The following is a 12,946-nucleotide window of genomic DNA, read 5'->3' on the forward strand; positions in this document are numbered from 1 at the left end:
CGTGACGCTAGAATCCCAGCCGTGCCAGGCTCGTTGCCTACGGCTACTTGGCGGCCTGGATTCGCCGCGGCGCCCAGAGCCAGAGCGGCACATTGAGCCGCGCGATGGCAACAAACGCGGCAGTCCACAAAAGTACGGAGGCCACAATTAGTACCTCGACCAGTGCTCCACGGCCGGCAAGAATGGCCAGCACCATCCCAACGGTGACACCAACTGCGGCCACACAAAAGCAGGTCGCCGCAACAACCACGGATCGTTGCACCGGTACCTTAGTCCCGCGGCTGACATCTGGAACGGGTTCCTCCCGAATCAGGCCTCCCACAAATAGTCCCGCCAGCGCCGGAGAATACGCAGAGCCGGCGCTGGGCTCGATGAATTGCGCGGCCACAGCTAGAACGAGGAAAACTACCACGACGGCGTAGGGAAGCGGCGAAGCACGGCGAACCAAGCGCGTACCCCCTTTGCCGCCGCGAAAAAGGGCGATCGCCCTAGCGAGGACAGCCGCCGACACCGCCACCCCGAGAACCACGCCCACGGCAGTCCCGCCGTCGGGCTTGGGGAAGATCAAAAGCAACGCCACGGTGAACAATGACAACAGTGTCATCAGGGCGGCGCACCCAATCCTCATCTGCATTTCCCGGTCTTCTCTCATGCCCCATGGTGTCCACGAACCGAGAGGCCTGTCAATGACGCAGGGACGCCCGCACCTCGTCAGCCTGTATCGGTCAGAGAAAGGGACGGCTAGAGAGAATCCTGCTGGGCGAGCTTCGCGTCGTTGGCAGGTGCCTTCGCGCGCTTGGCTGCGATCGCGGCAGTGATAGATCCCAACACGAGGAAAATTCCGAGCATCTGTGGCGCCGTGAAATCTTCGCCGGCCACCGCCCACCCGAGGAGTATGGCGACGACAGGACTGAACAGGCCAAGGAAGGCCGTGGTACTGGCGGGAAGTAGGGCGACTCCCCGAAACCACATGACATAGGCAAAGGCAGTGCCGACAATGGAAAGGTATGCGTAGCCACCAAGGTTCGACGGCGTCAGCGCAGCCGGGAGCCCCTCCACGGCGAGCATGACGATCAGCAGAGTGAGCCCTCCGGTGACGAGTTGCCAGGCGGTGGTTGTCAGTGGAGCTGCGGGTTGTCCCCATTTCTTGGAAAGCACGATCCCGGTGGCCATGGAGAAGGTTCCACCGACTGCGGCGAGGACGCCGAGCGCATCCAACCGGGCCTGCGCTTGGAGCGTTATCAAGCCCACCCCGAGCACGCCCGTCATGCCGGCCACCACCACGCGGGGAGTCAGCTTCTCGCCCAGAACCCTGCTGGCCAGCAGTGCGACGACGAGCGGCTGGATGCCGCCGACGATCGCGGCAACACCTCCCGGAAGTCGGTAGGCCGCGATGAATAGCAGCGCAAAGAACGCCCCGATGTTCAGAATCCCGAGGACCCAAGACTTCCACCACCATTCACCACGTGGCAATTGGCGGCAGATCAGTAGGAGTAGTAGTCCCGCCGGTAGTGCGCGCAGCGTCGCCGCGAGGAGCGGACGGCCAACGGGCAGGAACATGGTGGTGGTTAGGTAAGTGGTGCCCCAAAGCGCGGGCGCCAGAGCCGTGGTCAAGATCAAGAGAGTTCGATTGCTAAGCACTTAGCTATTCTAGCTAAGTGCTTAGCAAAAGCCTAGACTTGGGCCATGGCAGATAAAGTGGACCGCATCCTTGAGCAGTGGCAACTGGAAAAGCCAGGGCTTGACGTCTCACCCATGGCCGTCATTGGCCGACTTAGCCGTGCCGCACTCGCCGTCGAATCCCGCCTGGCGAACACCTTTGCCCGGCATGGCCTGGATGCGTCATCATTCGACGTCCTCGCCACGCTGCTGCGAAGCGGCACCCCCTATCGGATCACCCCGGCGGACCTGGCCCGGGAAGCGATGATCTCCACGAGCGCGGTGTCGCAGCGACTGAACAAGCTGGAAGCTCGTGGGCTGGTCCGACGCGAGTCAAACCCGAACGACGGCCGCGGCACTCTGGTTGGTCTCACCGAAGCCGGAAAAGAACTCATCGAAAGGGCGCTGCCGGACCATCTGGCAACCGAACGAACCATCGTGTCCACACTCAATTCCGAGGAGCAGGCAGTCCTTGCCCGGCTGCTCGGCCGGCTCGAGGACCCAGCAAGTACTTCAGAATCATTGCGTGAACGAGCATGACTACCCCTCATCTTGGCCACTGGCCTCCCACCGACCCCAAGTATCGTCGCTCAGAGGTAACAACACTTCTTGGAAGCGGCGAAGAGCTTTGGCAGCGCGCGGCCGAAGGCGTTCTTTGCTGGAAGGTAAAAACCTCGAGTGGATTTGCAGTGGACTCCCTTCCTCCGGTGTCACCCGGTGCCCGCGTCAATGTCACGGCTCACGTGTTCGGTTTGACCGTCGTCGAACCAGTTGAAGTCGTCTCTGTTGTGCAGGAAACATCAAGAACCGGCTTCTCATACCGGACATTGCCTGGGCATCCCGTTGACGGGGAGGAGGCCTTTATTGTCCACCGTTACGACGACGACGTGCATCTCACCATTCGATCGCTCACTCGAGCAGCATCACAACAACCGTGGCGGCTACTTTTCCCAATCCTCCTCATTGCCCAACGCATAGTCCGCAGAAGGTACCTACGCTATGGGATCCATCTTTAATCGCACTATAGGGTGGGATGACAGCATTGGATCTTGAGCCCACCTAACAGGTGGTGCCGGAAACTGGGGGCTACCGTGTACGCAGGGTTTGGAATAATGGGTGGCCTCTTTTTCGGCCTCTACCTTCTTGTCATCGTCGTGGTTGCAGTACTCGTTATCTGGGTGCTGATCTTGGCCGTTATTTTTCTGAGACTGCGAATCGCGGAACTTCGGCGCACAACGGGCCCGGCAAACCGCAGCGAATAGTCCTGGGGCGGCCGTTCTGCTCCATACATAATCACGTCATTGCGCTCCCAGAACTTTCTTCACCATGGATTCCGCTGCCGAGGCGATCGCCTCGGCAGCGTCGCGTGGCGACCAGCCAAGAAGGTTCCGCGCTTTGTCGTTGGAGGTCTTTTTGGCGTAGCCGAGGTCGGGTAGCATCTCGCGGAACTGTGGGTTGGATTCCGCTGCGGCGCGCACCACCTCATCCGGAATGGTCTGGGTGGGAACCCTCTGCGTTCCTTCGCTCAAGCGTGCTCGGATCGTCGCGGCGATGTCCGTCATCTCGATCGCTGGCCCGTTCGAGAGCAGGAATCGTTGTCCGGCGGCCTCGGGGGTCGTCATCGCCAAGATATGCGCCCGGGCGACGTCGCGAACGTCAACGATGGGGATGAAAAGGCGTGGCGTGGCCGGCATTGCGCCGTTGAGCATTCCCTGGATCAGGTGGTTGGATCCGGTGACATCGCGGCCCATCACTGGCCCCATCACGGCCACCGGCAGCATCGTGACCAGTTCGGTGGAGCTGTTGGCCATGAGCTCCCACGCGGCTTGCTCGGCCAGGGTCTTACTTTTGGCGTAGGCGTCGACACCGGGCCCGTCGAGCACGGTCCAGTCAGCCTCGGTGAAGACGTGCCCGTCGTGGGGGTGTCCCCAGCTGACTGCGTGGAACGCCGAGGTGAGGACCGCCCGCTTGACCCCTGCGTCACGGGCTGCGCGCAGCACTCGCACCGCGCCCTCGCGGGCCGGGATGATGAGCTCATTCTCGTTGTCGATGTGGCCGGGTTGTACCGGGGATGCCACGTGGAGGACAAAATCGACGTCCGCGACTGCTTCGGGCCAGCCCTCGTCGCTGGTCAGATCGGCCGCGACGAAACTCAGCGCACCGCCGTCGACCATTCCGGCGTCTGCGAGGACCTCACGTACCAATGTTTCCTTGGCGAGGGAGCGCACCGTCGTGCGGACTTCATAGCCCGCGTCCAGCAACTGCAGGATGCAGTGGCCGGCGATGAACCCGGAGCCTCCGGTGACGAGAACGCGGCTGGTTGGCATGGTGGTCTCCAATTCTTTGCTGGCGCTGTTCTTCCCAGTCTCACCCCTTGGGCGCATGAGTACCAGCCCTCCCGGCTCCTGATGGTCCGACTAGTGCTTGGCGGTTTGTCGACGGTGAGTGGTCCCAATGATGGCAAATCCGGCGCCTAGAAGTACGATCATGCCGGCGCCGATTCCGAGCCTGTTGACGCCGAATCCTGTCGCCGCCAATTCCTGTGTGTCCGAAGTGAGCGGGGTTATCGCTGCCACTGCTGCGGCTGTGGTTTCGGTTGGGCCAGGTGTTTGCGTCGCAGTGTTGGTGTCCGTCGGAGTTGCGGATGCGGTCTCCGTAGGGATCTCCGGCAACGTGACAAGGATAGTGAGGGTGCCCGATGAGCTGTAAGTCTCGGGATATTCCCTGCTTCCCGGCGTTAGCAGGGTCGACCAGGTCAGCGTCTTAGCTCCCGGTGTAGAGAACATGAAGGTGTTTGTCGCCGCGTTGTATGTGAATCCTGGATCGGCTGAGGTGGGGACGATGGCGGACCCATCCTGATTGGTGAGCGGGTTCGGCACAGCGATGGACCTCACTGCGGACGCTAGGACGGCGTCTTGCGGTTCGGCGAAGAAGTAATACCTGACAATCAGGTCCTTCATTGCGCTGAGGTTCGTGACGTGGTTGTTCTCGATGTGGAAGTCACTCAACGTCTGGCCGAGTCCCGTGAAGTTGCGGCCAAGGGCGCCCAATGGCGTCACATCGCTGATGTTGTTGTGGTCAAGGCTGATTGTTCTGGCCCCGGTAAGATGCTCGATGCCGGTGAGGTCTGTAATCCCACGATTGCTACACGAGACTTGAAGTTGCAGAGCGGGATCACTGACCTGGCTTGGCCGAATATCGTCAGCGGCCCCCTGGCCCAACATCTCATTCAGACAGGCCTTAAGAGCAACATCAGGGATAGCGATCGGATCATCTGCTGCGGAGGCAGGTCCTGCGGTCGCGACGGAGAGAGCGAACAAGGACGCTCCCAGTGCGGTGGTGACGAGAGTGGTTAAACGGCGATTCGACATTAAAGTTGCGTTTCCATTTCTGTACGGCGACCGGCGCGAATATCAAGAAATCTAGGGACATCACATGCTAGATAACGCGATTCCCTGCCCCGAAACTGGCCGAATCAAAATAGTGACAATTGAATTCAACTATTAGTTTTCCATTTTTGCCATAGAAATGCGCAACTGTTTCATAGGACTCATTTGCGCTCTCACTGCGCCGATCAAAGAACACAAATTCCCCACAAAATCAGGCATCCAAGGGCCCTGGAAAGATACCAACGCACCCCCAATAGGGGTCTTTTATTGACAGAAATACGACCAAAGATCGGTATGAAATATAATTAGCATTTCAAATACTTCTATTACTTTCTACCTATTTTAAATAGGCGCATAATATGCGAGTATTGCGTTCGCATTTATCGCGGTGGATATCAGGCGCGGCAGGGGTCGATTGGCGTTCCTCGGGATCACGCGGCGCAAGTTCCTGACCGTTGTCACGTCCTTTCAGTCTGGCGAGGGCGTGATTAATCACGATATTCCTCGCCGGCTCGTCCATCGACTCGGAAGTCGCATTCCCATGGCGACCATTCATCTACATGGACCACGCACTGACCGCAGCCGCGCCTCATAAGTCCAGGCAGTCTCATCATCGCTGCCACAGCTCCACTTGGGTGTGGATCTTCCTCCTCGAAGGCGCAGGGTTCTCATTGCCGCTCGGCGCGGTCAAAGCCTAGCTACCCAGTCTGACCGGCCATGGCGGCATCGGGGTGGGTGGGCAGCAAGAGCCGCTCGGAATCGGCGTCGTACTCGTAAAGTTCGCCGTAGCGACCCCAATCGATGGCTGTCTCCAATTGCTGGTGCGCGTCCTCCTCGCTGTAGCCGCGCCGCAGTTCGGCGAGCAGCGTCTCTGACCTGAGGACGCCGTCGTCGCTGTGCCGCAGCTGGCGCACAATGCTTCGCACCAACGGCGCCTGCTCCACGGCCAGCGTGGCAAACTGCTCCTTGGCGCGCAACACGTCCGACACCGCGTAGCGGCGGCCCTGCTCGCTGAGCCGCAGGCGGCCGTCCTGAGGGTAGGCGAGTTTGAGGAGTTGGGCAGCGTCAACAAGTGGGAGCAGGTCATCGAGTTCGTAGCGGAGCTGGTCGGCGATTTCGGCCAGACCCTCATTGCCTCCGTGGGCGTTCAGGAGTTCCAGCAGGCCGCCGAGCTCGCCGGTGCTGGCCTTGGGAAGAGGAGCCTGGCCTTCGCCAAGTTCGACGCCGAAGGGTGCGGCCGGCGCAATGGTGCGGGCCGCTGACGGCTGCCCCGTCAGGATGCCATAAACCTGGTCCACCAACGACTCAAAGGCGGGGCTGCGACGATCCCGCGGATGCGCCAGGTCGATGGACAGTTCGGCCTTGATCCGGCCGGGATTTGAATCCAGCACCAGCACCCGGTCCGCCAGTTGAATGGCTTCCTCGATGTTGTGGGTGACGATCAAGGCACTGCGGGTGGGGAATGTGCCGTCGTTCCAGAGCCGGATCAGCTCTCCACGCAGGTTCTCGCTGGTCAGGACGTCCAGGGCCGAGAACGGCTCGTCCATGAGTAACAGGTCCGGCTCCACCACCAGGGCCCGGGCGAACCCGACCCTTTGACGCATGCCGCCGGAGAGCTCCTTGGGGTAGGCGGTTTCGAATCCGTCCAGGCCGATCATGTCGATGGCGCGCAGGGCCCGTTCGCGCCGTTCGGGTGCCGGAACTGCCCGTGCCTGCAGCCCGAGTTCAACGTTTTCCTGCACGGTGAGCCACGGCAGCAGGGCAAAGGACTGAAAGACCATGGCGACGCCGGGATTGGCGCCGTTGAGGATCTCGCCCTTGTAGGACACGGTGCCGCTGGTGGGTGAGGCAAGCCCGGCGATGCAGCGCAGCAGTGTGCTCTTGCCGGAGCCGCTGCGCCCTAGCAGGGCCACGATTTCGCCCTCGTTGACGCGCAAGGTGACGTCGTCAAGGACGGTGAGGTGGCCGCCGTCGGTCGCAAAGTCCATGCCCACATTGCGGGCATCGATCAAGGTGTTGGGGGTAGTGTTCATGGTTTCCTCCTTGAGGGAATCAGCTAAGCGAGAAGCGGGTTTCGGCGAGCTTGTACAGGCGGCGCCAGAAGAGTCGGTTGAGCCCGACCACGTAGACGGACATGACGATGACGCCCACCAGGACCTTGCCGAAGTCGCCGCTGGCGGTGGCTTCGGTGATGTAGGCGCCGAGTCCGGATGCGGTAAGTGTCTGGTGGTTGTAGGTGACGATCTCAGCCACGATTGCCGCGTTCCAGGCCCCGCCGGCGGCCGTGATGCCGCCCGTAACGTAGGACGGGAAGATGGCCGGCAGGATCAGTTTCCGCCACCGCTGCCACCGCGTCACGCGCATGCTGTCCATGGCCAGGCGCAGGTCCGTGGGGATGGCGCTGGCACCGGCGATCACGTTGAACAGGATGTACCACTGCGCACCCAGGGACATCAAGACGATCCCGCCCAAGTTCAGCGAGATGCCGGAGAACACGAAGAAGGCAATAGCGAACGGGAAGAGGAAATTGGCCGGGAAGCTCGCAAGCAGTTGGACAATTGGTTGTGCGAGCCTGCTGATTTTCGGGTTCATGCCGATCCAGACACCCACGGGAACCCACACGATGGTGGCGGCGACCAGGATGACCAGGACTCGGCCAAAGGTGAGCGCGCCCAGTCCGAATGCCTCGGCGAATGCAGCAAGACCCACCGTGTGTTGAATGAAGGTGAACGCCTGGTAGATGCCCAAGAGGACCACCGCGCCAACCACGACGGCGAACGCGGCGTCACCACTGCGCCGCACCGAGGCCGGGGTGTGCAGCGGGTGTTCGGCCAGCCCGAAGGGGCGCGTCACCGAATCTAGGAACTTGCCGATTGGCCGCAGTCCGCGCGAGACCACGTGCGGAATGGATGACCGCCGCAGCATGTCTAGGACTATGCTGCGCGGGCGCTCCGCGGCCACGGTGTCCTCCTGCCGGAACTTCTCGGCCCAGGCCACCAGGGGACGCCAAAACAGGAAGTTCACGCCAATCACCATGATGGCCATGGTCAGGATGGCCCACCAGACCCGGCCCAGCTGGCCCTGCTCGACGGCGGCTGCCACGTAGGCACCAACGCCGGGCAGGGCGTAGTCGTGGTTGTTGACGGAGATGGCTTCCGAAGCGGCCAGGAAGAACCAGCCGCCGCCGAAGCTCATCATGCCGTTCCACACCAGCGGGATCATGCCGGCTGGTACGTCTAGTGTCCAGAAGCGTTGCCATTTGGTGAGGCGCATGAGCCGTACGGCTTCGTCCAGTTCGCGGGGCTGGCTGATAAGGGCGTAGTAGAACGCGAAGGTCATGTTCCAGGCCTGCGAGGTGAAGATGGCGAAGATGGCCGCGCACTCCAGCCCGAGCGTTGAATGCGGGAACAAAGCGATGAAGCCGGTCACGGTGACGGACAGGAAGCCCAGGATGGGCACCGACTGGAGGATATCCAGCAGTGGCAGGAGCACTTTCTCGGCCCTGCGAAGCCGGGCGGCGGCAATGGCGTAGACGAAGGTGAACACCACACTGGCGGCCAGGGCAATGAACATTCGCAGCAGGGAGCGTGCCGCATAGTAGGGAAGGTGGGCCGGGTCGGTGGAGATCGACGTCGGCGCGTTGGCAATGTTGAAGGGCGCGTTCAGCCCGGGGCCGAGGCGCACCAGCACATAAAGCAGCACAACGACGGCGCCGCCAACGAGGACGTCAATCCAGTTCAGTGTTGGGCGGCGCAGGATTCCAGCGCCGGGAAGGGTACGAATAGCAGGCATGAAGAACTCCGCACAAATAGTGCCCGCCAGTCTTCACGAAGCCGTCTAGTGCGGTGGTGAGGGGAGACTGCCGGAAGTGAGGTTAGTTGAGGTGTAGCTCGAATGCGGGCCAGGTTTCATTACCCTCACCTCCTTAGCGTCTATGCTGCGGTCCAAGCCACAGCGCGTTCGTCATGTCAGCGAAGCAACGCAGGGGGCGCCGGAATCAGGGACAAAAAGTCAACTGCCGACGGCGAACACCTCCTCGTCAGAGCTTTGGCACTGCACGGCGTAATCCCGTTGAGGGTAGCCACTTGGGGTCACCCCTTAATCCGGGGAGACCTGTCCTGACCTGGGGTGTCTTTCGACAGGGAAGGTCAGTGGCCTGTGTCCATGCAGAAGCCTCACCGAACAAGGTGTTGCAACAATTTGAAGTTAGACCCTCAGAGGTCATCCGTCAACTGGGGTGCATAGAATCATTGTCAATGCTCGCGCAACGGCGCCCCTGCGGTGCAGGTTGATCCTATTTGACGTTGGGCAGGGCAGCTTCTGGGAGCATGGCACTATGGAAGATTTCATGAGGTCACTGGCGATCGACATTATCAGGACCATGGGCCCCGGACGCCGGCTAATAGCGGTGGACGGCGTCGATGGCAGTGGCAAGACTTCCTTCGCCGCCAACCTGATTCTCGAGATCCGGGATCGGCCGGTGATCGTCATTCACGCAGACGACTTTCTGAATCCCCCACTGATCAGGCATGCAAAGGGACGCAACTCGGCGCGGGGCTTCTGGGAGGACACCTACAACTATGCAGCTCTGCAGGATCTATTGCTCGCACCACTCGGTCCGAACGGGGACGGCTGGTACTCGCCAGCATTCTATGACCACGGAGCCGAGCAAACTGCACAAGTTGAGTCCGAATTCGCTCCCCCAAATGCACTAATCCTTGTGGAAGGCATGTTTCTGCACCGCGACGAGCTCGCCTGCTACTGGGATGCCTCAGTATTCCTTGACGTTCCTTTTACTGAAACCGCGGCACGAATGGCGGTTCGCAACGGCAGCAATCCCGACCCGGGGCACCCCACGATGCTCCGATACGTGGACGGGCAGCGACTCTATTTCGAGGCCGCCCGCCCCTGGGAACGAGCCACGTTCGTCGTGGACAATACCGATTTCACGTCACCGATTGTCATCAGGCCGCACATGGTTTCACATCTCCGGTAGCAATTGGGCGTCCGTTTATGCCAGCGTCTGCCTCCGGCTCATGGGCAGCTTTCCCCTGGTAAACATCCAGGCGGCGGCCGCTCCGAAGAGGGGCACAAGGATCAACAGGACGCTAAATTGCAGCCAGGGCACAACGATTGGTGTGCCGCGTGAAAGGGAAAGTAGGACGACGATCGGCACGGCCCCGGCGAACAGGCCCAAAACTGTACCAAGGAATGCCGTCATGAGTGTCTGCGACGCCGACAGCGCCTTGCGCAGCCGGGGGTCGGCTCCCACACTGGCCAGGGTGGCATGATCATTGCGTCCGTCGGCCAGTGCCAGGCCTGCGGTGATGCCGGCGGCGCTGAGCGTGACGAGTGCGGCACCGACGACCACCATCCACAAGATCATGGTGATATTGGCGGCGGGTCCATTTTGAATCTGTATCCCATAGCTCTGTCCCATGAATGAAGCCAGTGTGCCCTGCAGATTGTCCTTTTGGGCCGGTGTGAGCGCTTGCGGGACGGTGACGAGCATGAGCCGATCATCAACGGGGATGCCCAACTTGGCGGCGGCGGCTGGCGAAACCACTCCGTAGAAGTCCAGCGGTTTGTCCGGGGCGTCCACCACAGCGGCCAGTTTCTGGGTACTTGCCGCCACCAGGCTGGGCCGCATGAAGAATTTACCGTCGTCTCCTGGCTGGGTTGCCGCATAGCTCAGTGGGTCGGTGGGATCGTAGGTGATGACCGACGCCGTGTGGTCCTCGTTGAGATAGATTCTGTTAGTAATGACTATCCCGTCCTCGCGCAAGACCTGTGATGCGGCACTGCTGGGAGCGCGTCCAAGAAGGGCCGCCAGTTCGCTCTCCCCGCCCACCACGATGGAGGGGACGTCTCCCCCGAACCCGTTGTTGCTCATGGATCCCTTGCAGCGGAAGTCCTTGAGGTCCTTGGGCTTGTAGTCGGCGGCCATTTCACAGCGGTTGGCGGCTGGTTCCGCCAGGGCCCAGCCATAGCAAGGCTCAGCAGGCTTTTCCAGACCGGCCGCTTGCGCCTGTTCCAGGAGCCGGTGGCACGGGCTGGTTCCGGGTGCTCCGCGAAGGACCTGGGTCAGGGTGTCCTGCCCCAAGGCACCCTTGAGCGCGAGACTCAATTTAGCTGGATTGATGCGGGACGTTTTTGGATCGCTGAGATTTGTGGTGCCTGGCCCAGCCGATGTTTGTGTGTAGCTGGTGTACTCCAGCGGAATGCCGGTTTGGTTGATGTTGTAGCGCCATTGATAATTCTCATTGTCTTGGGCCATGATGCTGGCTGTGACCACCATGAGCGCGCCAGAAAGCGTAGCGGCGGCCAGGACCGCGGCTACCGCGGGGACGGTTCGGCCGCGGTTTCGGGCTGCATCCCGGGATGCCAGACGCAAGGGGATAGGCAGCCACGAGGTTTTGGCTGTTATCAGCTTGATGATGGACCCGGTGAGACAAATCAGTGCGAAGACCAGCATGACGGCCCCGGCGATGACTAGGCTGGTGGTCAGTGACGTCCACGTGTAGGCGGAGTCAGTGCCGTTGCTTACCCAGGTAATCAGGCTGGCTGCTGCCATCACAACTGTTGCCAGAACCAGCAGGGCCAGCCCGATGCGGGCGGTCCATTTCGAGGGGGCATCTGCCGTGCGCCCGGACTTCAAAGCGGCGAGGGTGGCTTGTTTGGCCACAGCCCTCGCGGGAACCATGGCCGCCACCAACCCTGCCGCAACACCAACCACAACGAGCCCCAGCGCCACAGGCCACATGATGTGGACACCAGGGAACCTGGAGATGCCTTGGGATTGCATCACCACAACCCCCACGGCGGCGGCGATGCTGCCTAGTACTGCCCCCACAACGCCTCCGGCCAGTCCCAGCCATAGCCCGCTGGCTGTAACAGTGGTCCGGACCATGCTGCTTTCCGCCCCGGAAGCTGCCAGCAAGGCCAGGTCACGTTGCTGCTTTCTGGCACCCACGGCGAAGGCTGCGCCTGCCAGCAATCCGACCTCCAAAAGTGCCAGGACCCCAAACAGGCTAGCTGCCAGCGCTGAGGAGCCCAGGCTGTCCAGGCGGGCATCTGCGGTCAAGTCCTTGGCGTGTGGACCGATCTCTGCCATTGATGGCGGATCCAGGAGCAGATTGCGAGAGGTCAGGATGACAGCCTTGGCGTTGAAGGCGTTTGCATCGGCCCAGGTCAGCGGCTTTTCACCGAGCAAATAGATGTTCTCCTGGTCAGGGTGGTCCGCGAGGGGAACCGGAATCTGCTCCTGCTTCAAATACACCCGGCTGACGTCGTCGTCGGAGCCGTGATCCCGGATGGTCCCGACGATCGCGAACGCCCCCGCCGACGTCGTCAGTTTCTCACCCATCGTCAAGCCAAAACGATCAAGGAGCCCAGGTGACCCGAGTGCCTCGTTGGCCGAAGTTGGTGCATGCCCGTCCAGCAGGGTGTACTTGCCCTCGAACGCCGGGTTGAGCACGTCGGCGGCCACATTCGGCAAAACCACATTCGCCGCACCCACTGGAACGGTGAGATTAAAGGATCGCCACGGCAGTGCCTGGTACCCGGCCGGGACCATGCTGGCCAGATTGGGGGAAGTGAAATTTGGGTCCGGTTCACCTTCGGAGTGCTGGGGTCCCAGATCGCCTCGGGGGCCCTGCTGGGACAGGCCATTCTGCGCGTACATGGTGCCGATCCTGCCCTGGGTCTGTCCCAGTTCCATGGCCACGGTTTCCGCCGGGGTGGCGAGCATGCTCAACCCCAGGGTCGCGGCCAAGGACATGGCAAAGATGGGCAGCGCGATCAAAGAAATGATCAAGGCCGAACGCCCCTTGTGGCGGCGAATGTCGCGCCAGGCCATGGTCAGGGCAAGCCGTAGGCGGTGTCGTTTTCCTCCTTTA

General features: G+C 61.4%; 11 protein-coding genes and 1 riboswitch. Of the genes, 4 read left to right on the forward strand and 7 right to left on the reverse strand.

The window, feature by feature from the left end:
- Positions 1–43: 43 nt before the first annotated feature.
- Together CXQ94_RS10990 and CXQ94_RS10995 are read right to left on the reverse strand one after the other, a co-directional pair.
- Positions 44–652 (reverse strand): hypothetical protein, encoded by a 609-nt coding sequence (locus tag CXQ94_RS10990; protein WP_181034170.1) that lies wholly within the window; start codon positions 650–652, stop codon positions 44–46.
- Between the two features lie 89 nt (positions 653–741).
- Entirely contained in the window at positions 742–1,641 is a 900-nt protein-coding gene (locus CXQ94_RS10995) for an EamA family transporter (protein ID WP_104089860.1), read from the reverse strand.
- A gap of 45 nt (positions 1,642–1,686) precedes the next feature.
- Between CXQ94_RS10995 and CXQ94_RS11000 the strand changes: the two genes are divergently transcribed.
- The 3 genes from CXQ94_RS11000 (at position 1,687) to CXQ94_RS22600 (ending at position 2,921) form a co-directional block, all read left to right on the forward strand.
- Positions 1,687–2,199 carry a MarR family winged helix-turn-helix transcriptional regulator gene (locus CXQ94_RS11000; protein ID WP_104089862.1) on the forward strand — a complete coding sequence of 171 codons (513 nt, stop codon included), beginning with the start codon at positions 1,687–1,689 and terminating at the stop codon, positions 2,197–2,199.
- Positions 2,196–2,675 (forward strand): DUF1990 family protein, encoded by a 480-nt coding sequence (locus tag CXQ94_RS11005; RefSeq protein WP_104089865.1) that lies wholly within the window; start codon positions 2,196–2,198, stop codon positions 2,673–2,675. The genes CXQ94_RS11000 and CXQ94_RS11005 overlap by 4 nt, the downstream gene beginning before the upstream one ends.
- A 96-nt stretch (positions 2,676–2,771) precedes the next feature.
- Positions 2,772–2,921, forward strand: coding sequence for a hypothetical protein (locus CXQ94_RS22600; protein WP_181034171.1), 150 nt, complete (start codon positions 2,772–2,774; stop codon positions 2,919–2,921).
- Between the two features lie 36 nt (positions 2,922–2,957).
- Here CXQ94_RS22600 and CXQ94_RS11010 read toward each other — a convergent pair whose 3' ends face one another.
- The 4 genes from CXQ94_RS11010 to CXQ94_RS11025 all read right to left on the reverse strand — a co-directional run bounded on the left by CXQ94_RS11010 (position 2,958) and on the right by CXQ94_RS11025 (position 8,840).
- Entirely contained in the window at positions 2,958–3,986 is a 1,029-nt protein-coding gene (locus CXQ94_RS11010; RefSeq protein WP_104090003.1) for an aldehyde reductase, read from the reverse strand.
- Between the two features lie 90 nt (positions 3,987–4,076).
- Positions 4,077–5,030, reverse strand: a complete 954-nt coding sequence (locus tag CXQ94_RS11015; protein ID WP_104089868.1) for a hypothetical protein — start codon at positions 5,028–5,030, stop codon at positions 4,077–4,079.
- A 716-nt stretch (positions 5,031–5,746) separates the two neighbouring features.
- Positions 5,747–7,081 carry a nitrate/sulfonate/bicarbonate ABC transporter ATP-binding protein gene (locus tag CXQ94_RS11020; RefSeq protein WP_104089870.1) on the reverse strand — a complete coding sequence of 445 codons (1,335 nt, stop codon included), beginning with the start codon at positions 7,079–7,081 and terminating at the stop codon, positions 5,747–5,749.
- A gap of 19 nt (positions 7,082–7,100) precedes the next feature.
- Positions 7,101–8,840: an ABC transporter permease subunit gene (locus CXQ94_RS11025; protein WP_104089872.1), complete on the reverse strand. Its 1,740-nt coding sequence runs from the start codon at positions 8,838–8,840 to the stop codon at positions 7,101–7,103.
- A 233-nt stretch (positions 8,841–9,073) separates the two neighbouring features.
- Positions 9,074–9,242: riboswitch (M-box (ykoK) riboswitch) on the reverse strand.
- A 154-nt stretch (positions 9,243–9,396) separates the two neighbouring features.
- Here CXQ94_RS11025 and CXQ94_RS11030 point away from each other — a divergent pair.
- Positions 9,397–10,044 carry a uridine kinase gene (locus CXQ94_RS11030; protein WP_258067012.1) on the forward strand — a complete coding sequence of 216 codons (648 nt, stop codon included), beginning with the start codon at positions 9,397–9,399 and terminating at the stop codon, positions 10,042–10,044.
- Between the two features lie 15 nt (positions 10,045–10,059).
- Here the strand turns inward: CXQ94_RS11030 and CXQ94_RS11035 are convergent, their stop codons facing one another.
- A complete protein-coding gene (locus tag CXQ94_RS11035; protein WP_181034172.1) occupies positions 10,060–12,864 on the reverse strand; it encodes an FtsX-like permease family protein in 2,805 nt (934 codons plus the stop codon).
- Between the last annotated feature and the right edge of the window lie 82 nt (positions 12,865–12,946).

Origin of the sequence: Arthrobacter sp. GMC3 (assembly GCF_002929305.1) — a bacterium.
Lineage (GTDB): Bacteria > Actinomycetota > Actinomycetes > Actinomycetales > Micrococcaceae > Specibacter.

Coding starts and splice junctions, on each gene's coding strand:
- CXQ94_RS10990 (WP_181034170.1), bottom strand. CDS start 652: ATGAGAGAAGACCGGGAAATGCAGATGAGGATTGGGTGCGCCGCCCTG.
- CXQ94_RS11000 (WP_104089862.1), top strand. CDS start 1,687: ATGGCAGATAAAGTGGACCGCATCCTTGAGCAGTGGCAACTGGAAAAG.
- CXQ94_RS11005 (WP_104089865.1), top strand. CDS start 2,196: ATGACTACCCCTCATCTTGGCCACTGGCCTCCCACCGACCCCAAGTAT.
- CXQ94_RS22600 (WP_181034171.1), top strand. CDS start 2,772: ATGGGTGGCCTCTTTTTCGGCCTCTACCTTCTTGTCATCGTCGTGGTT.
- CXQ94_RS11010 (WP_104090003.1), bottom strand. CDS start 3,986: ATGCCAACCAGCCGCGTTCTCGTCACCGGAGGCTCCGGGTTCATCGCC.
- CXQ94_RS11015 (WP_104089868.1), bottom strand. CDS start 5,030: ATGTCGAATCGCCGTTTAACCACTCTCGTCACCACCGCACTGGGAGCG.
- CXQ94_RS11020 (WP_104089870.1), bottom strand. CDS start 7,081: ATGAACACTACCCCCAACACCTTGATCGATGCCCGCAATGTGGGCATG.
- CXQ94_RS11025 (WP_104089872.1), bottom strand. CDS start 8,840: ATGCCTGCTATTCGTACCCTTCCCGGCGCTGGAATCCTGCGCCGCCCA.
- CXQ94_RS11030 (WP_258067012.1), top strand. CDS start 9,397: ATGAGGTCACTGGCGATCGACATTATCAGGACCATGGGCCCCGGACGC.